The sequence below is a fragment of the Paraburkholderia unamae genome, assembly GCF_003268775.1.
GTDB lineage: Bacteria > Pseudomonadota > Gammaproteobacteria > Burkholderiales > Burkholderiaceae > Paraburkholderia > Paraburkholderia unamae.
In genome coordinates, this window is sequence record NZ_QLSU01000026.1 from 48315 (window position 1) to 67097 (window position 18783).

Genomic DNA, 18783 nt, shown 5'->3' on the forward strand with positions numbered 1-18783 from the left:
CGGGCAACCGTCACGTACGGGAAGCCCGGCAGGGCGGCCTTTTCTCGGAGCCGGCGGTGCCCGCCGTGGCTGCCTACGGCGAAGTTTTAGCTGCTGCTGTCTGCCGTTGGCTGGCAAGCTCCGCCGATGAATAGTAAATCAGCGGATTCGGCATGCGCGTCGGCGTGGCGCAGGCTTCGATTGCGTGTGCGTGCGGCGGCGGGCACGCGGCCAGATCTTGCAGCATGGCCTGGGTGCGTTCCTGATAGCGCACTGCGGTTTCCCCCGGCGATGGCAAGCCGCCTGGCGTAATCAGGCGCATTTCGATCTTGCGGATCGGCACGGCCGCAGCAAAGGTGCTCTGGTATTGCAGTACGACGCGCCGGTTGCTCAAGTCGACGGTGGCCAGCACCATGCGTGTGGGCACCGGGATGACCGCCCCCGAGCGATAGCGCAGCAGCACGTAGGGAACGAAACGTTGCGGCAGTTGCAGGTCGACGCGCGTGCCGGCGTCCGCGCGCACGCGCAGTAGCGCTCCGTCCGGAATGTAGCGCTGGGTTCGCCAGCCGCGTGTCACGCGTTGAGCACCGACGCACGGCGCGTAGAAGAACTCGGTTTCGTCGGCGTCGTGGCCGGTGTATATCATCGCGCCATCGTTGCGCGCCGACAGCGACTTGATGCCGATGTTGCCGCCACGGGAAGAGACCGCGGCAAGCGTGCCGCCGCGCACGAACACGCCCGTGTAAGGAAACCATGTCGTGCGCTGGTTCACCACCGCGCCAAAGGGCTCGCACGCGGTCGACATCGTCTCGCCCTGCATATCGGCGGCGCCAGGAACGGGCTCGCTCGAACGCAGATCCAGCAGGCGCAGCTTGCCGGGCGCGTCGATGGCGAAGGTCGCCTTCACGTGCAGCGAATAGTACGCGCCGCCCTGATCGTGGCCTGTGTATAGCTGGCTGGCGAGCGGCGTGAGGTTGGCGACTTCGGGTTCAAGGGACTGTGACTGCGAGGGCGTCGCCGGGGCGCAAGCGGCAAGCGCGAGCGCCACGCCAGCCGCGAGGGCGACGGTGCAACTGGACGTCGTTGGCGGTCGCCGCCGACACGGCTGCAACGCCTGGCGCGTTTTTGCGAGGAGCAGGCCGGTCAACGAGGGGAATCGTCTGACGGAATGGGAGGTGATGGGATTTCGGCGCTCGCTCATTTCCGCCTCGAAGTGGGTAGCAGGAATGTCATTGTCCAGGAACGCGCGAATCGACGGCGGCTGTTTGCCAAACGATGCAGTGAGCACGGGGCGGGGCCTTCCGGATGCTGCGCCGCGTGTCTGGACGGCCGGGCCCATGCAGTGCACACTGCCGTGCGAAATTCACAAAACACGGATAAGCAATATGGACTCCAAAGGAATGGAATGAGAACGGACGCGTTCATGCTGGGCGCGGGCATCGTCGGCGTGAGTGTTTCGCTGCATCTGCAAGCGCGCGGTGTGCGCATCACGCGCGTGGACAGGCGCGGACGCAAGCGTCATGCCGCGACGCGCTTGCCAGGCGCTCGTTATGTGCGGATTGCTGATCGTGTTTGCGAGCGTGGCTGGTTCGGCCAGAATCTGGAGCCGGGAAGGGGACATCCGGATGACAGGAAGACGTGCCGTATGCTCTCACAGGGCCGTGGAAACGCAAAACCTCGCTGAATATGCTGCTCTTTTTGGACACCGAGTACACGGGATATGAGCAAGCCGTCCCTCAACTAATAAGTCTTGCGCTCGTGACCGAGGACGGAAAACGTGAGTTTTATGTGGAGATTGCTGATACATGGCGCGCAGCGGACTGCACCGAATTCGTAAAACGAGAGGTTCTGCCGCTGCTCGGCGGCCCGTGCCGTGCAACTGTACGAGCCCGTGCTGAACTACGTGCGTGGCTTGCAGAGTCTCCTCGCAAGGTGCAAGTAGCGTGCGATTCAGCGATAGACTTCAATTTTTTACTCAGCTTGCTCGGTTCGCCGCGGCCCACTAATCTGGCGTCAACGTATTTCGATCTACGCCCGCTAGTCGATACGACGGTATATGACCGGTCTGTCGCGGCTTACCATGAGACCGACCGGAGGCTTCACCATGCTCTGGCTGACGCTCGGGCATATCGCCGCGGATGGTTGGCCTGGATGACGCGATTGGGTAGCCTTACATGGCAACTTTACGTATGAGCACCCGCGCGCAGTATCGAACCATATTATTCAAACTAAATTTTACATAATGCAAAAACTGGTAGTTGAAACAGCTAACTTTGGCTGACGTTACACCTGTGGGATCAAGGCCCCACAAGCGTTAGCGGGTAGCGCCAGCAGGCGAAAACCCTTGGAAAAAATTTCCAAAGCGTGCATCCAAACGCCTCGCGTTTCGGCATCTTTTGCGCTTTCAACGCGCGCGGAAGCAATGACTTCCAACGGATCAATCCCAAGAATTTCGGCGACCCGAATGCAGGTCTTTTCGTCGAAAACCGAACGGCCAGTGCGATAGCCGCTGATCGTCGAACGCGTCACGCCGAGTGCTTTGGCTGCGGCGTAGTCGGAGGGGAGGTCAAGACGCGCCTTCGCAGCGTCAAGCCAATCAATCGTGGTTCTCATAAAAAACCCCTTACAAATCAAATCAACCCGGTGTCAAGGTTAGTCGAACGCTCGACGAGCTGCAACGTCCGACAAACTCGTACGTACGAGATAAATTGACTAGTACGAGAAAGATCAACTATGATCCGCCTGTCGCCCCGGCAACTGGTCCTCAACCCCGCCAGTGCTGGATTTGCTACCCGGCCGCCGGGGCGATGTTTCTCGAAAACGTCGCCCAAGGGGTTGGGAAAGGGGAGTCAAAATGCAGGTTTCGCCGCAACAAATCGTTACAGATTTCACGGGTTCGCAACCGGTTGACGCCAGCAATCGGGGTCGCATCAGCATCTTCGGCCGCCGTCATGGCCGTGTTACCTCCCGCGACCAGAGCTTTACGCTCGCGGCGCTCGCCGCAGGCGGCAGGGCGGAAAAGGCCGGCCGCGCCGCGAACCTCATCACGCGCATGGCCGAACTTGAACGTCTCGCGCAATCCGGCGGCGATACCGCCATGCTCGTGTCGATCACGTGCCCGTCGCGCATGCACCGCCTGAAAACCGTGGACGGCCAAGACCAGGCCAATCCGGAATGGAACGGCACGATGCCGCACATCGCGAGCGGGTATCTCTCCCGCGTCTGGTTCCGTGCGCGCGCATCGATCGCGCGCAACGGCGTCGATATCTACGGTGCCTACGTGCAAAAGCTGCACAGCGACGGCACGCCGTATCTGGTTTGCCTCGTCTACTACACGCCCATCGACGGCCCTGTCGTTCGATCGGCGATTCGGCATTTCGCGCTCGACATTGAAGACCTCAATCAGTCAGCGCCGCGCACACGTGTCAACTTCATCGACGTCCTTGAGCAGTCCGCACGTATCTTCGGGGACGTCGCCGCTCGCCGCGCCAGTCCCGTCGTTTTCGGCTAACGCGATTTCGAATTCAGCGGAGTGGCTATGGCATCTATCTATCGTATTCCTAATCGTCAAGCGGCCGAAATTCAGGCTATTCGGAAACTGATCCGCACGAGCAACGCGGAAAACATCACGCGGCGGCATGCGCAAGACGCGGCCGCCGTGCTGCGCGAGAACGACCAAGGCACGGTCATGGCGCGCGTGCTTTTTCTCACTTCCTCGGGGGCGTGACATGGACCTCCACGAACCTATTGAGGCCGTCCGTCGGCGCATTTTGCTCGAAAAGATCGATGAATACCGGTATCTGAGGAAGCCTCGATCACGGATGAAGTTCTGCGGGTGGGCCGTATGCATGCTGTTCGATGACATCAAAAAGGTGCTCGACCGGCTCAACGGCATGGCGGGAGAGTGGTGATGATCGATATCGCGATTCCCTTGGGGTCTGACATGAGCGCACCTACGTTCATGAAGTGCCTGTGCCAAGACTGCCTTTCGATTCGTTGGTTGCCGGAACTGATGCCCGGCATGGAGGGCGGCGGCCTGAATGGCGACGGCAGCGAATGCGCATGCGACTGCGGCGGCGAAGTCTGTCCGTGTGGATCGTGCGTCGCGACCGCCCAAATGCTGGAGTCAGGCGTACGCGATCCGGATTCGCTCGGCGTGCGTGGACCAATCAACCAATGGAACCCGGTAACGGGCATCCGCGTATGAGCGCTTTGAAGGCGTTCTCTGACGGATATCGCGTCGACGATGGCGATATCGGCTATGCAGGCGACACGCACCTGTCGTTCAAGTCTCGTGCGGTGCCGAGCGCCGCGCACGTACGCGCGACCGAACGCGGAGACGTGGAGCTGTCCCGCATCAAAAGCATTCTTACCGGCGCGAAGCCATCGACCGGCGCGGGGCAAAGCACGACCCCGCGCCGTTTGAGCGTGACGCCTGAGGCTTATTGGGCGGCTATCAGTCGAGTCGTGCGAGGTTTCAATTGAGCGCGCGCCCCTTGAAACACGTTGTGTCCATTTCTGGTGGGAAGGACAGCACAGCGACGTTGCTTGTGGCCCTTGAGTTGCACGGACACGATGAGGTGCAAGCGGTATTCGCTGACACAGGAAACGAGCACGAGGCGACGTACGAGTACGCGCTTGACTATCTCCCTCGCGCACTCGGGATCAAGGTCGATGTCGTGCGTGCGTCGTTCGACGACGAGTTTGCGACCAAGCGAGCGAATCTCGCACGCATCGCTGCGGGCGAACCGGAGTCGGCCGTCTACGGAAAGCGCGAGTTCATGTATGACTGGACACCTGAGGCAGCAGCACGGGCGCTCGAAATTCTCAAGCCGACCGGCAATCCCTTTCTGGACCTGTGCATGGTCCGTGGCGGTTTTCCTTCACGAAAGCGTCAATTCTGCACGGAGTATTTGAAGCGCAATCCGCTGACGGAATATGCGCTTGACTGCGTCGACAAGGGCTATTTCGTTGAGTCATGGCAAGGAGTTCGCGCTGACGAAAGCGAGGCTCGTCGGTGGCTCCAGTCATACGAGGCACGTGGCGGTCACTACGCCGTTTATCGCCCAATCTTGCGCTGGAATGTCGCCGACGTTTTTGAGGCCCATATTGCGGCCGGCATCCGTCCGAATCCGCTCTATCGCGAGAACATGTCGCGTGTCGGGTGCATGCCATGCATCAACGCACGAAAGGTCGAGATCCGAGAAATATCCCGTCGCTTTCCAGAGCATATCGAGCGCATTGCTGAATGGGAGCGGCTTGTCTCTACTGTGTGCCGCCCACGGTCGCCGGTTTCATTTTTCCACATGGGAACGCAGGCGCATCGCGGCCAGGACAGCACCATTTATTCCGTCGTCGAATGGTCGAAAACGACTCGCGGTGGCCGTCAATATGACCTCCTTGCGGACGCCGAACCCGCGAGCGCGTGTTCGTCTGCATACGGGCTTTGCGAATGAGCCTGAATCGACAATGCCGAATTGGCTGCGCGGTCATGGTGTGCTCGACGTCGGTTGACACAGAATCGGCTGACGGCATGCGCGGTCGAATCTCCGCAATAGAGGGCGACATCGCCACGGTCGAGTGCTACCTGGGCGGGGATAGCTGCGTGCTACGCATGCCGCTCGGCGAGCTGGTCTCGCTGAACGGCATTGCGTCGTAGCGAGGCACGTTCGCATGAATGGAATCGGAAACGATCGCGAATGGGCGCGCTCCCTCGTCGCAGACATCCCGCGTCCGTGGGCTGCGCGTCTGCTTTCGGCGTGGGAGCGCCGTCGTGCGTCGTTCAACGCGGCCGTGACGACAGCCGAAGGCATCGCGCGCCGCCGGGCTAACGAGGAACTGCGCGAGAACGTCGCTGTGTTGCGCCCGGTATCGGTGGGTCTACCACTGCATGCGTCTGACTACGACGTGTGCAATCAAGCGTGGGAATTGGCCGAGCGGTGCCGGGTAAGGCTGCTCATGCTGGCCGAAGAACAGAAGCGCGGCGGCCCTGTGGACGCCAATGCCTTGCGCGCGGCAGGTCTGACCGAAGCGCAGGCGGCGGCGATCGACGATTACGAGCAACGGTTCGTGCTTTCTCGCATTTGTGCGGCACAGGGAATCGATGCGCCTGACGGCCAGTACGACGACGCGCCAGCCGTGCGCCGCATGGTGACGGCTAAATGGTGGCGCGCGCAATTGCGCAAGGTCCACGCACGAGCAGTCGAGTCGGCCGCGATCAATCTCGGCGTCGTCGCAAGGGATCGGGAGTGCTACGTTTCGAACGTTTCAGTCGAAGCACGCCGCGCACAGAACGAGCGCAACGAAGCGACGCTCGAAGCGACGATTGCAAAGAACCTTGAGACGGAACAGGAGTTCACGCTCGCACAGCTCGCCGCGAAGGGCGTAGCGAACAAGTCCATCCGCCGCGCGGAGCTGATGACGCGCATTAACGGCTTCGAGCGCGTAGCGATCTCGGCTGGCCACGCCGGTTTGTTCGCGACGATCACATGCCCTTCGCGGATGCACCGCCGCAAGACACGGAGTGCAACAAGCACTGTCGAAAACGGCAAATGGGACGGCACGCTGCCGCGTGAGGCGCAAGCCTACCTGTCGTCCGTATGGGCGCGCATACGCGCCGCACTCGCGCGCCGTGAGGTCTGCATTTACGGCTTCCGTATTGCCGAGCCGAATCACGATGGGACGCCGCACTGGCACTGCTTGTTCTTTTACGAGCAGAAGCACGATGCCGTCGTGCGCTCGACGATCCGTCGCTATGCGCTCGCGTCGGACGGCGACGAGCCCGGTGCGCAAGAGAAGCGTGTGGACATCAAGAGCATGGACCCGGCCAAAGGCACGGCGGCCGGATACATCGCCAAGTACGTCGCAAAGAACATCGACGGCTATCGGCTGGAAAAGGATCTCTATGGGAACGACTCATTTGAAACGAGTGCGCGCGTCGAGGCGTGGGCCTCGCGCTGGCGAATCAGGCAATTTCAGCAGATTGGCGGGCCGCCCGTTACGGTGTGGCGCGAGCTACGCCGCGTGGAAAGCGTCCCGTCTGATGCGCCGCGCTTTGTTCACGAAGCGCATCACGCGGTCAACAAGACGGCGGTTTACGAGGGCCGCGAAAACGCTTCGGTCGCATGGGATCGCTATGTCAAAGCGCAAGGCGGTGTCGCTTGTGGTCGCTCGTATCGTGTGCGGCTCGCCAAGGCGGAGTCGGAAGGTCTCAACTGCTACGGCGAACCGGCCGCGCCGAAACCCGTTGGCATCGAGTATTTCGAGCTTGCAAAAGTGCGCGACGCGATCGGCAACTGGATTGACGTGCTGCCGCGCACGGTAACGGTTGAATCGAAGCGCTACACGTGGGAAATCAAGCGCGCCTCTCGCTCGGCAGGCGCAGACGTGCAAGGCACGTTCAACGTGCCTTTCGTGAGCGGCGACGCGATGCGCGATATCGAAGGTATCGAGCTGCCCGACCTGTGGCTGTCGGGCGAGGAATACGACAAGTGGGCGGCGAAGCATCCCGACGCCGCTCAGGAGTGGGTATCGGGTTTAGAGCGCGCGGAGCGTGCGTCTTGGACCTGTGTAAATAACTGTACGCGACCGGCGCCAGCGCCGGGGCACATGTCGGGGTTAGAGGGTGCGTATGGTCCTGCTGAGGCTTTCACGGGGGTGGAAGGGGCCTCAGATGCGGTTTCTGACCATGAATGGAGGCCGGAATGGCAGACATGAAGATCGAATGCCCGTGCTGCGGTGGTGATATCGACGCCAGGCACACCGAAAGTATGTCCGACACGATGCGCCGCATGTATTTCGTCTGCGAGGGCTGCGGATATCGCACGCCTGCGGGCTTCGAAATCCTTTTCTCATTGTCGGCATCGGCCCGCCCGCGCGCTGGCGTCCAGCTCGACGTGTTGCCGTCGCTGCCGCTGCGCGGTTCAGTCAATGCGCGCACAACGACGCGTCAGGACGTGAGGGCATGAGGTTCACGATGGCATGCCCCCATTGCGGCTCGCGCGGCATCGCTCGTGCACTGGAAAAGGTCTCGGACGTCGAATACCTGATCGACTTCCAGTGCGACGAAGTGACATGCAGCCACGCGTACCGCACGCGTGTCCAGATGGAGCCACCCGAATTGCCGATACCAAAGCGGCCGCGGCGCGCGACGTCTGAATTCGATTTTGACCGGTGAAAGGAGAGGTAATGCAAACGACGAAGGCCCGCGCCAAATGGCTAAAGGGCGGCAACTATCCGATGTGGGAACTCTCGCATCCCGACACGAGGGTAAAGGTGTGGTCGGATCGGCCGCACGATTGCGCGGCCTACTTGATACACACGTTTGTCTTGCTGGAACAGATTGAAGGTCGAGAGGTAGAAAAGGTTGTGTCCGCAAGCTGATATCGACGCGATTTTGATTTAAATCAATTCGATATCGAATAAATGGGGTTCCAATGTAGTTCAACGCTCGGGGGAGCACGTGAAAACTGTTTGTGTCGGAAACTCGAAGGGTGGCACGGGGAAATCCACGACCGCGCTGCAATTCTCGATTGGGCTCGCGCGCGGGGGCGCGCGGGTATGGCTCGTCGACGGCGATCGGCAAGAGACGAGCGTCACGGCGATCACGATGCGCGTTGAGAGCGGCCGGCCATCGATCGCGGCATCGGCATATGCGAACGGAGCAACGCTTCGCACACAGGTCTTACAGCAGCGCGCCGCCTACGATTTCGTGATCATCGACGCGGGCGGCCGCGATTCGAGCGCGCTACGCGCCGCGTTGACGGTCTGTGACGCGATCGTCATTCCGTGCCTGCCGCGAACCTTTGACGTTTGGGCGCTGGAGGACATGGCTTCCCTTATCGATGAGGCGCGAGCCGTGCACGACGTCAAGGCGTACGCCTTTCTGAATGCGGCCGATACGGGCGGCGCAGACAACCGCGACGCGGCCGCCGCAATCGCCGAATTCCGCCAGATTGAGCTACTGCCGTATCGCTTGGGGCGTCGCAAGGCATACGCGAACGCAAGCGGCACTGGATTGCATGTCGAGGAAATGCCGCGTCGAGACACGATCGCGTGCGCGGAAATTGACCGGCTCACGCATGCGATTTTTCACACGTCATTGGCGACCGAAAGAGCCAGCTTTTGACGCACGGCACCCTTGACCGGCAACTCCTGGGCACAACGAAAGCGTACCTGCGAGCGATCCAGCCAACCGCCCAACTAACGCACAACCTCGTCGGTGCGCTCGCACGTTTGCTCGCGCAACGAACCGGCATGGAGGTGCGCATCAAGATCGGTAGCGCTCCCACAGTCGTACGGAAGCCGTAGCGCATACCGACAGATTCGAATCAAGCAACGGGAAAACTATGGACACGAAACAACTTACCGACCCGGCATTCGTGCAATCGCTGGTTTGCGAACTCGACTGGTGCATCCTTCACGGCGACGCGGGACCACGTACTACACAGGCGATCGAAAGTGCGCGCGCCGTGCTCGCCGCACTCCCTTCCAATTCAGCGCACGCGCTCGCGACGTGCTCGGAAACGCTCCACAACGCGATCGAGCAGGGCAACCCACTCGCGGCGGGCGTCGCCGTCAGCCTGGCGCTGCTTGCACGTGAGCGTGGCTTTCCTGGGCCCGACGCCCCCGCTGCGGCATCGCATCCCGCAACGCTGTCCGCATATGAGGCGGCCGACCTCTGCGAAGCGATCGCAAACGACTATGTATCGGATCTGAACGCCGAGCGCAGTACGGAACGTTACGAGGGCGCACTGACGTGCGCCCGTAAGATCCGCGAACGGCTCAACATATCGAGCAAACATTGATTCGATGGCGTATCGATGGCAATTCGATATCGAATCAATATCGAAATGGGTGGGAAAAATGGCAATAACGAAACGACCGGCGGCTAGCAAGCCGACGAGCAATGTCGATGAATTCATTTCGCGTGCGCCTGACGCCGCGCACGAGCAGGACGGCGAGCAGGCGCGTGAGCCTGAACGACGTCGAAAGCAGGTGATAAGCGTCGGCATCGATCCGGCGCTGCTCGCGCGCGTCGACGCGGCGGCCGCGCGCCTTGGGATCAGCCGCAATGCTGCAATCGCGCTTGCAGCGTCGCGGTTTGTCGACACGGACAGACCTTGGTCTGCCGTAGCCGTTGACACATTCAACCGGGAACCGTAAGCTACATGTATCAACGCGCGTATATACGGCTAGGGGTAGTCGTATATGCGGAGTCGCGAGGATCTGTCGTGGCTTGACGGTGCCATGCCGTGGGGTAAGAAAACCGGAGGTATTTATGACAATCCAGGTAGTCAAGCGTTGGGGCAATAGCCTCGCCGTACGCATTCCAGCCAATCTGGCACAGCAGGTGCATTTGGCCGAGGATCAGGAGGTCGACGTTGAGGTGCAGGACGGAACGATCGTCGTGCGAGCTCGTCGGCCGGTGCCGCTTTTTTCCCGCGAAAAGCTCATTGAGCAGTATCGGAGCAGCAAACTCAAGCGGCACGATGAAATTGATTTCGGTGATCCCGTTGGCACGGAATGGGGCGGCCCTGACGATCCGACCCGATAGTTGGAGCAAAACTTACACATGAAAGATGGCATTCCCGATGCTGGCGATATTGTTTACCTGTATGTAGGGCCGTCGAAGGGAAACGAGCAGGACGGGCACCGCCCGGTCGTGGTCGTGACGGACCATTTGATGAACGAGGTCACGGGGCGATTTATCGGCTTGCCGGTGACCTCGCGCATCAGGGGATGGGCAACCGAAATTCCGGTTTCCGCCCTGAGCCGGCCAAGTGTCGCATTGGTCGATCAGCTGAGAAGCTGGAGCTACGTGGCCAGAGAGTGCCGGTTCGAAGGGGAGGTCGTATCCCCGGATGAAATGTCGGCGGTCAAGCACGCAATCCGGGAGTTCATGAGCCTGTAGCATCCGGCACGGAATTTCAGGAAACATCGATGCCAGCCAGCAGGGCCGCCCGGTCTAACCGGAGCGGCCCTTTTTTCTTTGGCCCGGTGGTGGCTGCATACGGGCGGCGGTAGGCCGCTGGAGCGCCTACACGGTCGCGGGTTGCCGTGGCATTGCCGCGAGCGCCGCAGACCCGTGGTGGGGCTGGCACGGGACGGGAAGGGCACCGGCGCGGGGGCGGGATCATGTGATTCGTACGACGATCACGCCTCCTGAAACGCGGTCCCCCCTCCCCGCCTGCGGGCTCCTTGTCCCCCCACTTTTGACGCACTGCCCGAGCAACCGGGCAAGCCCGCCGTGTAGAGCGTCCGGACGTTTACGTGTGTTGCAAAAATGACGCGGTTTGACGCAAAAAAACGACCGATTGATGCACCGTGAGGGTGAATGTGTGAAACCGTAGGCAAACCGTAAAGGGTGCTCCCTAAGATCACCCAAGAACAGTTGTGCAGTCGCACAACGGAGGCCGCTTAGAGCCGACAATCTCTCTCGCAGATGGGATGCAATATGTGGTCACTTCAGGAAGTGAAATTTTGCCTCGCGTCCGGTGAAGTCGTGATCGCGCACGTTGCGATAAAAAGGGATGGAACATTTCTGGCACGTGCCAGCAAGCCATTTCCCCAGGAGCGCCTTCTGGACAGCCACGAGATGCGGGAGATTCCGTGCCGTGATGGCGCCACGGCGCTCGATGCATTTTTGTGTGTACTGAGCTTCGTTAAACACGTGGCACAACAGTCCGGAACCAGAGTTGTAGCGGCTTCCAATTCGGGCACTTTCGGCCTTCGAGGCAAGACGCTAGCCGAATCGGCCGGAATCGATGGCGCGGTCGATTGATAACTGGTGCGAGGCAAGCGCTCGGCGTGCCGAAACGTAGCCGCGCCCCGGTTGTCATGCCGATTTTGGCTGGGTTTCGACTGCGGGCAATGTGTACTCGTCGAAGCGCACGATTTCCTCACCGGCCCAATCGTTGATCGCCAGAAACTGCACCTGTAGCGGCTCGATTTCGTTGCGCGCGAACACGCGCGTCGCGGTGTCGGCCGCGCCGAAGCCGCCCGTGTTGCTCGGGACGATGCCAAGCAACTGCGGGGGCACGCGGTGCGCAGCCAGCAGGTCATCGCGCGTCACGTTCTTGATGTTGTAAAACTCGTCTTTCGCCGCGACTTCGGACACGGGTATCACCTGAAGGCCATCCTTCTTTCCACCAGGCGCGTACACAAACAGATTGCGGAAATTGCCCGGACCCTTCGCCTTCTTGAGAGCACCGCGAAGGCTGTCGACGTCATCCTGATTTGACTGCGCGTCCGTCATGTAGAGAATGAAACCGGCGTGACTGCCGTTTTCGTAGTAGCGGCGGCGGAACAGTGTCGACGATTCATTGAGCCATGCCGCGTGCAGCGCGCCCAGGTATTCCGGCAGGCCGTACACCTCCTGATTGATGTCGGGTTCGAGCATGTGAAACACCGAGCCTCCGGGAAACTCGTATTTGGTCTGGAAGCCGTTCGTTTGCACGTAGTTGACCATATCGACCTTGCGCCGGACATATTTCGCGGGCGCGGGCGCGTACTCCATGACTTGCCCGAGTCGGTTCGTCTTGCGCTCGACAATGCTGTTGCCGAACGTCAGGAAGTCGAGCGCATAGCGCCGGAACGCTTCACGTGAGAACTTCGGATGCGGCACGAACGTCGATGCCAGCACATTGCGCTTGAAGTAGATCGCGGACGCGTGATGCGTGCCCGCGCGAAACGATTTCGCAAGGCCCGTGAAGCTCACGGGCGGCTCATACCACTCACCATTCGATAGCACTTCGCAGTAGTCGAGGATATCGGCACGCGAGAGCACCGGCATCGGATCGCCGAACGTGAACGCTTCGCCCACCGACGCGCTCGACGTCGTGGCGATGGGTGCGGACGGCGCGCGCGGCGGGCGTTGATTCTTTTTCATCACGAAAGCTCCATGAAGCTGGTGTTATTGGGGTTCACGCCTTCCAGCGGCTCATTGCCGAGCGCGTGCAGACAGGCCCACGCGAGGTCGGCATGGCCGATTTCCTCGCTGCGGCCCGCGAAATACGTCACTTGCCGGCCGCTCGCGGTCATCGTCTTGCGGATCGCCATGAACGATTGCGCGATATCGGTTCGGCCAGCGTCGAATTCGAGCCGTCCCTTACTGATCACGGACTGACCTTTGAGCACCAAGCGGGTTTTGACTTCGGGCGAGTAGTTGAGCGCAACGGCGGCCGGATAGAACTGGCGCACGAGCTGATAGACGCCCTGGCCGATGCCGGTTGTGTCGATCGCCATGTACGTGACGTTGTAGCGCTGCGTCAGCTCGCGGATGCCTTCGGCCTGCGCCTCGAAATCCTTCTTGTGCCACTGGATCGCCTCAAGCACGCGAAACTTGCCGCCGGGAACCGTGGGCGGCGCGAGCACGACACAGCCCGCGGAATCGCCGGTCAGTGACGGGTCATAGCCGAGCCATACTGGCCGATAGCCGTATTTGCGCTCCAGCAGGAAATCAACATCGGTCCATTCCTCCCACATGTCGACCATGCAGCGCCGCAGCTCGGCGAACGGGAACACGGACGCGGTGTCGTCGATGAACTGGCACAGGTACAGATTCGCGAACTCGTCGGCACTGTTTTCAAACCGAAGCCCGTCAAGGTCGAACAGATTGCAGCCGCCTGCGGCGGCATCCTCAACGGTCACAATCTGCCGCCACTGCTGGTCAGCACAGAGCAGGCCGCCCGAAAGCGCGCTGTGCGACACGTCAAGGTGAATGTGATCGGCCTTCGCGCGGCCGCGATTGAAGTGCTCCCCGTTCCAGAACGTATACGCCTCGTGCGTGATGCTCGACGGCGTTGAAAAGTACGTCTTGCGCCAGTGCTTGTGGCTGGCCATCGCCTGCGCGACCTTGTTCAACTCCCTGAAGCCGTGGACCCAGAAATACTCGTCGAAATAGAAGTTGCCGTGGTAGCTCTGCGCGGTTTTCGAATTCGTGCTCAGAAAGATCAACTCGGCACCGTTCGGCAACAGGATCGTGTCGCCAGTCAGCTCGACCTGAATGACCTCGCGCGCGAAGGCACAGATGTACTGCCGGAACACGTGGACCTGCGCCTTGCTGGCCGACAGGAAGATTTGGTTGCGGCCGGTTTCGAGCGCGTCGATAAGCGCTTCGCGTGCGAAATAGAAGGTCGCGCCAATCTGGCGAGACTTAAGCAGGTTGCGCGTGCGATGGTGCCCGTTTCGATACCAGACTTTCTGGTAGTCGAATTGCGATTCAATGAACGCATCGAGCAACTTCGCCTGTTGCTCGGGCGTGATGTTGTTTTTCGGAGCGCGCTTTTTCGGTCCCTCGTTGCGCGCCTTGATGGCCGGGTTGAGGTCCGATTCCTTGCCCGTGTCGCTGTACTTGCGAACGCGCGCCATGCGCTCCAGCTCGCGCCCGAGCAAATCGATCTCTTTGAAATCGACCGGGTCTTTTACCTCCTTCGCGATGAGCGTCATCATGCGCGATTCGATGGATGACTCAACCTTTTCCGCGACGCTGGCCTTGTCCCATTGATCGCGCTGCTTCCACGATTCGATGGTTGAACGCGGCTCGTTGAGTACGCGCGCGATTGACGACACGCGCCAACCTTTCCAGTAAAGGTCACGCGCGACGCGTCGCGGCTCGATATCGGCAGGGAGATTTTCGACAGTCTCAATCATGCGGCAAGCGTAACGGCGTCACGCGCGCGCGCGGCGCGCGACCCCTTGTATCCAGACGCATTACGGATTCCTTATGTTGTTCTCGACCACGCATCGCGGCAACATTCAGTTACACAACGTCGCTTGCATTAGCGGGCGATGTGAGACGGGAAACCCCCGACCAAACTTGAGAGGATTTCGATGAAGCGAATCAGGATTGTGAGCGCGGGCGCGCTCGGCGCAGCCATCATCGCCGCGATCACTCCGGCGCTTGCACAGGCATCGGTAGTGGTCGAGCACGGCCGTGTGCTACTCGACCGCGCCGACGTCTTTTCCGCGATCACGGCACACGGTTCGATCATCGGCGGCATCAGTGTTGCGGCGCTTGGCATCGGCAGCATCGCGGGTGCGGGCAATCACGCGGCCACGTCGAAATGGTTCCGTGTCGCTGTCGAGGGAGCCACGACGGATGGCCGAACGATCGAGCGCGACTGGATCACGCAGATGGCGGCAACGTACAACCGCGACCTCTACGGCGCACGTGTGAACTGTGAGCACATGCGCGGTTATGCACCGATGGCAGGCGCAAATCCGAGCCCGTTCGGCTCGTATGGCGACGTCACGGCGCTGCGGGCCGAGCAGATTGCAGACGGTCCGCTCAAGGGCAAATATGCGCTGCTCGCACAGATTCAACCGACGCAAGACCTCATCGACCTGACGAAGAAAAGCCAGAAAATCTACACGTCGATCGAGGTCGCGCCGTCGTTCGCCGACACGAAACAGGCGTACATGATCGGCCTCGCTGTGACCGACAGTCCGGCGAGCCTCGGCACTGAAATCCTGCAATTCGCTGCGGGCCAGGGCGACAAGAGCCCGTTCGCAGGTCGCAAGCAACACCGCGACAACCTCTTTACGGCGGCCGAAGAAACGCTGATCGAGTTCGAACCGGCAACGCCGTCCGTTTTCGCACGCGTGGCCGAACTGCTCGGGTTCGTGAAGAACAAGGGCGAGTCCGACGACAAGCGCTTTACGGATCTGACGCAAGCGGTCGACGTGCTCGCCACATTCGGCAAGCAACAGGCCGAAACCATCACGAGCCTGAGCGGCCGCGTCGACACGCTGACCGGCGACCTCAAGACCGAGCGCGAAGCGCACTCGGCGACGGCGGCCGCGCTGAAATCGCTCAAGGAAACGTTGTCGTCGCAGCCTAGCGGCGCGGCGCGCCCGCCCGCGACGGGCAGCGCGGGCGACGTGAAGACGGACTGCTGATCGCCTCACGCCAGGCGGAGCGTAGGTCAACCCATTCAACGATTCGGAGATTCACCCCATGCGTAACGACACCCGTGTCGCGTTCGACGCGTACACCGCGAACATCGCGCAACTGAACGGCGTACAGGATGCCACGCGAAAATTCAGCGTCGATCCGACCGTACAGCAGACGCTCGAAGACAAGATTCAGGCATCGAGCGCGTTCCTGCAAAGCGTCAACATGATCGGCGTCGACGAGCAGCAGGGCGCAAAGATCGGGCTTGGCGTCGGCCAGCCGATCGCAAGCACGACCGACACGACGGCCAAGGACCGCGCGCCGTTCGACCCGTCGAATCTCGACGAAACCGGCTATAACTGCACGCAGACCAATTTCGATACCGCGATTTCGTACGCACGCCTGGACGCGTGGGCGAAGTTCAAGGACTTCCAGACGCGCATTCGCGACGCGATCGTCAAGCGCCAGGCGCTCGATCGCATCTGCATCGGTTTCAACGGTACGTCACGCGCTGCGTCGAGCGACCGTGCGGCCAATCCGCTCTTGCAGGATGTCAACATCGGCTGGCTCCAGAAGATCCGCGCGAACGCGCCGGATCGCGTCATGACCGAAGTGGTTGAGGGCTCCAACGCGGTCAAGGTCGGTACGGGCGCGAGCGCGTCCTACAAGAACATCGACGCGCTCGTATTCGATGCGCTGCAACTGCTCGACGAGTGGTATCGCGAAGACCCGTCCGTCGTCGTGGTGCTCGGTAGTGGCCTTCTGCACGACAAGTATTTCCCGTTCATCAACGGCGCGAACGTCGCGACCGAAGCGGCCGCCGTTGACCTCGTGGTCAGTGCGAAACGCGTGGGCGGCAAGCAGGCAGTGACAGCGCCTTACTTCCCGACCAACTCGCTGATGATCACGCGTCTGGACAATCTGTCGCTGTACTTCCAGAACGGCGGGCGTCGCCGCACGATCGTCGACAACGCCAAGCGCGACCGGATCGAGAACTACGAGTCGAGCAACGAAGCGTATGTGGTCGAGGACTATGGCTGCGTCGCCGTGGTCGAGAACATCGAAATCGTTCCGGCCGCCTGACCATGAGCAGCCCAGCCCGCCGACATCAAGCGCGCGTTCGTGCGGCGCAAGCCGCCGCGAGCGCCACCCCCGGCCACTCGATGGTAGGCCTCCGGCAATACGACCTCATGCTTGCCAAGCTCGCGACCGATCGCCGCCGCCTGAAGGAAATCCAGTCGGTTGCGCGAAAGATCGACGTCAAGCGCGAGCTGCTGCCGGATTACGACGACTATGTCGTCGGCGTGCTGGAGGGCGGGAAGGGCGTACAGGATGACGTCATGACCTCGGTCATGATCTGGCGCGTCGACGTCGGCGACTACGTCGGCGCGCTCGAAATCGCGCGCTACGCGCTCCAGCATCGCATGACGCTGCCCGAGCAGTATGAGCGCTCGCTACCGGCGGCAATCGCTGAAGAATTCGCGGAGGCGGGCGCGCGAGCGCGCGCGGCGGGTGAACAGTTTCCGCTCGCGATGTTGCAGGAAGTCGAAACGCTCACGCGTGGCTACGACATGCACGACCCGATACGCGCGAAGCTGCACAAGGCGATTGGATACGCAATGGAAGCGTCGGACAAATCCGGCGCGCTGGAAATGTTGCGCCGCGCGGTCGAGTTGAACGACCGCGTCGGCGTGAAAAAGGACATCACTCGACTCGAAGCCGAGTTGAGGAGTGCGGCCGAGAACGGCGGCACGAACTGAGCCCCCCCTGGCAACGGCGGCATCGGGTGACGGTTCGCAACGGCTGAACGCTACGCGATCCCGACCCCGATCCACCGCCGTCTAATTCCGAGTCACGAGCATGCCGAGCAGTTTCATTGCACCCGCGAACGCGGCAGCGCCGACGCCCGCCGACGATGAGATCGAGAACAACGGGTTTTTCCCGGATATCTCGCTTGCGGAGCTGCGCGCCGTCGCGCGGCTCGACGGCACCGTGACTCCCCAGCGTTTGCGAGAGGCGACCATCGATGCGATCCGCAGCGTAAACGCCGAGCTGAAGCCGTGGCGCACGCAGTCGGCGGCCGGGTTCGCGACCCTCGCCGACGTGCCGGCCGACAAGGTCGGCGGCGTGAGCGAACTGGTGTCGCTCTATCGTCGAGCGGTCTACAACCTCGCGCATGCGGACATGACAGAACGCTATCGCGATCTGGACACGACGAAATCGGGCGGGCAGGAGGCCGAGCGCCTTGAGGAAACCATCTGCACGGCGCGCCGCAATGCGCGCTGGGCGCTAAACGATCTGCGCGGCATTCCGCGCTCGACCATCGAGCTGATCTGATGAAAGTCACGGCGCGCCAGGGCGATTCCGTCGACGCCATGTGCTGGCGTCACTACGGCCGCACGAGTGGCACGGTCGAAGCGGTGCTCGAAGCGAATCCCGGCATCGGTGACTACGGCGTGATTCTGCCGCTCGGCACCGCCGTCGAAATGCCCGAAATCGACACCATCGTCAACACCACGCCGTTGGTGCAACTGTTTGACTGACTCTGGAGCTGGCGTAATGGCAGAACCGAACACTACGACCGCCGCCGTGCTGTCGACCGCCATCGGCCTCGCTGGGCTCTCGCCTGGCATCGATGGCAATGCGCTGATCGGCGCGTTCACGGGTGCGGCGCTCGTCGTCGTGACGTCCAAAGACATCGGCGTGCTCACGCGCATCGCGTACATGCTGATTTCGCTCGTGATGGGCTATCTCGCCGCGCCCGAGATCGTGAACGCCACGCCGATCCGCTCGACGGGCGTTGCGGCGTTCTTCGCGGCCGCGCTCGTGATCACACTCACGTTGCAGCTCATCGCCCGCCTGAAAACGGCCGACCTGCTGTCGTTCCTGAAGCGGGGCGAGTGATGGCC

General features: G+C 61.4%; 28 protein-coding genes. 24 read left to right on the forward strand and 4 right to left on the reverse strand.

The window, feature by feature from the left end; genetic code table 11:
• Positions 1 to 73: 73 nt before the first annotated feature.
• Positions 74 to 1126, reverse strand: a complete 1053-nt coding sequence (locus C7401_RS32410; RefSeq protein WP_258397319.1) for a hypothetical protein — start codon at positions 1124 to 1126, stop codon at positions 74 to 76.
• Between the two features lie 258 nt (positions 1127 to 1384).
• Between C7401_RS32410 and C7401_RS45145 the strand changes: the two genes are divergently transcribed.
• A complete protein-coding gene (locus tag C7401_RS45145; RefSeq protein ID WP_181565756.1) occupies positions 1385 to 1663 on the forward strand; it encodes an FAD-dependent oxidoreductase in 279 nt (92 codons plus the stop codon).
• 599 nt (positions 1664 to 2262) lie between these two features.
• Here C7401_RS45145 and C7401_RS32420 read toward each other — a convergent pair.
• Positions 2263 to 2592: a helix-turn-helix domain-containing protein gene (locus C7401_RS32420; protein WP_112175654.1), complete on the reverse strand. Its 330-nt coding sequence runs from the start codon at positions 2590 to 2592 to the stop codon at positions 2263 to 2265.
• A gap of 163 nt (positions 2593 to 2755) precedes the next feature.
• Here C7401_RS32420 and C7401_RS32425 point away from each other — a divergent pair, with 163 nt between their 5' ends.
• The 17 genes from C7401_RS32425 (at position 2756) to C7401_RS44615 (ending at position 11761) form a co-directional block, all read left to right on the forward strand.
• On the forward strand, positions 2756 to 3490 hold the full coding sequence (locus tag C7401_RS32425) for a replication endonuclease (protein WP_146758039.1): 735 nt from the start codon (positions 2756 to 2758) through the stop codon (positions 3488 to 3490).
• A 27-nt stretch (positions 3491 to 3517) separates the two neighbouring features.
• Positions 3518 to 3706 carry a hypothetical protein gene (locus tag C7401_RS32430; protein ID WP_112175658.1) on the forward strand — a complete coding sequence of 63 codons (189 nt, stop codon included), beginning with the start codon at positions 3518 to 3520 and terminating at the stop codon, positions 3704 to 3706.
• Position 3707: 1 nt separating this feature from the next.
• Positions 3708 to 3890: a hypothetical protein gene (locus tag C7401_RS32435; RefSeq protein WP_112175660.1), complete on the forward strand. Its 183-nt coding sequence runs from the start codon at positions 3708 to 3710 to the stop codon at positions 3888 to 3890.
• Positions 3890 to 4186: a hypothetical protein gene (locus C7401_RS32440; RefSeq protein ID WP_112175662.1), complete on the forward strand. Its 297-nt coding sequence runs from the start codon at positions 3890 to 3892 to the stop codon at positions 4184 to 4186. Before C7401_RS32435 ends, C7401_RS32440 begins: the two co-directional genes overlap by 1 nt.
• The gene (locus tag C7401_RS32445; protein ID WP_112175664.1) at positions 4183 to 4464 is read left to right on the forward strand and encodes a hypothetical protein; all 282 of its coding nucleotides are present in this window, start codon (positions 4183 to 4185) and stop codon (positions 4462 to 4464) included. The genes C7401_RS32440 and C7401_RS32445 overlap by 4 nt, the downstream gene beginning before the upstream one ends.
• Positions 4461 to 5435, forward strand: a complete 975-nt coding sequence (locus tag C7401_RS32450) for a phosphoadenosine phosphosulfate reductase domain-containing protein (RefSeq protein ID WP_112175666.1) — start codon at positions 4461 to 4463, stop codon at positions 5433 to 5435. Before C7401_RS32445 ends, C7401_RS32450 begins: the two co-directional genes overlap by 4 nt.
• A gap of 77 nt (positions 5436 to 5512) precedes the next feature.
• Positions 5513 to 5638, forward strand: a complete 126-nt coding sequence (locus C7401_RS45745; RefSeq protein ID WP_258397320.1) for a hypothetical protein — start codon at positions 5513 to 5515, stop codon at positions 5636 to 5638.
• Positions 5639 to 5772: 134 nt separating this feature from the next.
• Positions 5773 to 7695, forward strand: coding sequence for a replication endonuclease (locus C7401_RS32455; protein ID WP_258397321.1), 1923 nt, complete (start codon positions 5773 to 5775; stop codon positions 7693 to 7695).
• Positions 7683 to 7946: an ogr/Delta-like zinc finger family protein gene (locus C7401_RS32460; protein WP_181565754.1), complete on the forward strand. Its 264-nt coding sequence runs from the start codon at positions 7683 to 7685 to the stop codon at positions 7944 to 7946. Before C7401_RS32455 ends, C7401_RS32460 begins: the two co-directional genes overlap by 13 nt.
• An 8-nt stretch (positions 7947 to 7954) precedes the next feature.
• Positions 7955 to 8155: an ogr/Delta-like zinc finger family protein gene (locus C7401_RS32465; RefSeq protein ID WP_258397322.1), complete on the forward strand. Its 201-nt coding sequence runs from the start codon at positions 7955 to 7957 to the stop codon at positions 8153 to 8155.
• Positions 8156 to 8166: 11 nt separating this feature from the next.
• A complete protein-coding gene (locus C7401_RS32470; RefSeq protein WP_112175672.1) occupies positions 8167 to 8361 on the forward strand; it encodes a hypothetical protein in 195 nt (64 codons plus the stop codon).
• Between the two features lie 79 nt (positions 8362 to 8440).
• Positions 8441 to 9106, forward strand: a complete 666-nt coding sequence (locus tag C7401_RS32475; RefSeq protein WP_112175674.1) for an AAA family ATPase — start codon at positions 8441 to 8443, stop codon at positions 9104 to 9106.
• 253 nt (positions 9107 to 9359) lie between these two features.
• The gene (locus C7401_RS32480) at positions 9360 to 9785 is read left to right on the forward strand and encodes a hypothetical protein (protein ID WP_146758040.1); all 426 of its coding nucleotides are present in this window, start codon (positions 9360 to 9362) and stop codon (positions 9783 to 9785) included.
• A 4-nt stretch (positions 9786 to 9789) separates the two neighbouring features.
• Positions 9790 to 10143: a hypothetical protein gene (locus tag C7401_RS45750; protein ID WP_258397323.1), complete on the forward strand. Its 354-nt coding sequence runs from the start codon at positions 9790 to 9792 to the stop codon at positions 10141 to 10143.
• A gap of 115 nt (positions 10144 to 10258) precedes the next feature.
• A complete protein-coding gene (locus C7401_RS32490; protein ID WP_112175680.1) occupies positions 10259 to 10534 on the forward strand; it encodes an AbrB/MazE/SpoVT family DNA-binding domain-containing protein in 276 nt (91 codons plus the stop codon).
• 18 nt (positions 10535 to 10552) lie between these two features.
• Positions 10553 to 10891 (forward strand): type II toxin-antitoxin system PemK/MazF family toxin, encoded by a 339-nt coding sequence (locus C7401_RS32495; RefSeq protein WP_112175818.1) that lies wholly within the window; start codon positions 10553 to 10555, stop codon positions 10889 to 10891.
• Positions 10892 to 11434: 543 nt separating this feature from the next.
• Positions 11435 to 11761 carry a hypothetical protein gene (locus C7401_RS44615; protein ID WP_146758041.1) on the forward strand — a complete coding sequence of 109 codons (327 nt, stop codon included), beginning with the start codon at positions 11435 to 11437 and terminating at the stop codon, positions 11759 to 11761.
• A gap of 54 nt (positions 11762 to 11815) precedes the next feature.
• Here the strand turns inward: C7401_RS44615 and C7401_RS32500 are convergent, their stop codons facing one another.
• A complete protein-coding gene (locus tag C7401_RS32500; protein ID WP_112175682.1) occupies positions 11816 to 12868 on the reverse strand; it encodes a phage portal protein in 1053 nt (350 codons plus the stop codon).
• Positions 12868 to 14631 (reverse strand): terminase ATPase subunit family protein, encoded by a 1764-nt coding sequence (locus tag C7401_RS32505; RefSeq protein WP_112175684.1) that lies wholly within the window; start codon positions 14629 to 14631, stop codon positions 12868 to 12870. The genes C7401_RS32500 and C7401_RS32505 overlap by 1 nt, the downstream gene beginning before the upstream one ends.
• Positions 14632 to 14811: 180 nt before the next feature.
• Between C7401_RS32505 and C7401_RS32510 the strand changes: the two genes are divergently transcribed.
• The 6 genes from C7401_RS32510 to C7401_RS32535 all read left to right on the forward strand — a co-directional run bounded on the left by C7401_RS32510 (position 14812) and on the right by C7401_RS32535 (position 18778).
• Positions 14812 to 15879 carry a GPO family capsid scaffolding protein gene (locus C7401_RS32510; RefSeq protein ID WP_112175686.1) on the forward strand — a complete coding sequence of 356 codons (1068 nt, stop codon included), beginning with the start codon at positions 14812 to 14814 and terminating at the stop codon, positions 15877 to 15879.
• Between the two features lie 58 nt (positions 15880 to 15937).
• The gene (locus C7401_RS32515; protein ID WP_112175688.1) at positions 15938 to 16957 is read left to right on the forward strand and encodes a phage major capsid protein, P2 family; all 1020 of its coding nucleotides are present in this window, start codon (positions 15938 to 15940) and stop codon (positions 16955 to 16957) included.
• Positions 16954 to 17634, forward strand: a complete 681-nt coding sequence (gene gpM / locus C7401_RS32520) for a phage terminase small subunit (RefSeq protein ID WP_181565755.1) — start codon at positions 16954 to 16956, stop codon at positions 17632 to 17634. Before C7401_RS32515 ends, gpM begins: the two co-directional genes overlap by 4 nt.
• Before the next feature lie 100 nt (positions 17635 to 17734).
• Entirely contained in the window at positions 17735 to 18211 is a 477-nt protein-coding gene (locus C7401_RS32525; RefSeq protein WP_112175692.1) for a head completion/stabilization protein, read from the forward strand.
• Positions 18211 to 18417, forward strand: coding sequence for a tail protein X (locus C7401_RS32530; RefSeq protein ID WP_112175694.1), 207 nt, complete (start codon positions 18211 to 18213; stop codon positions 18415 to 18417). Before C7401_RS32525 ends, C7401_RS32530 begins: the two co-directional genes overlap by 1 nt.
• 16 nt (positions 18418 to 18433) lie before the next feature.
• Positions 18434 to 18778 (forward strand): putative holin, encoded by a 345-nt coding sequence (locus tag C7401_RS32535; RefSeq protein WP_112175696.1) that lies wholly within the window; start codon positions 18434 to 18436, stop codon positions 18776 to 18778.
• Positions 18779 to 18783: the final 5 nt, after the last annotated feature.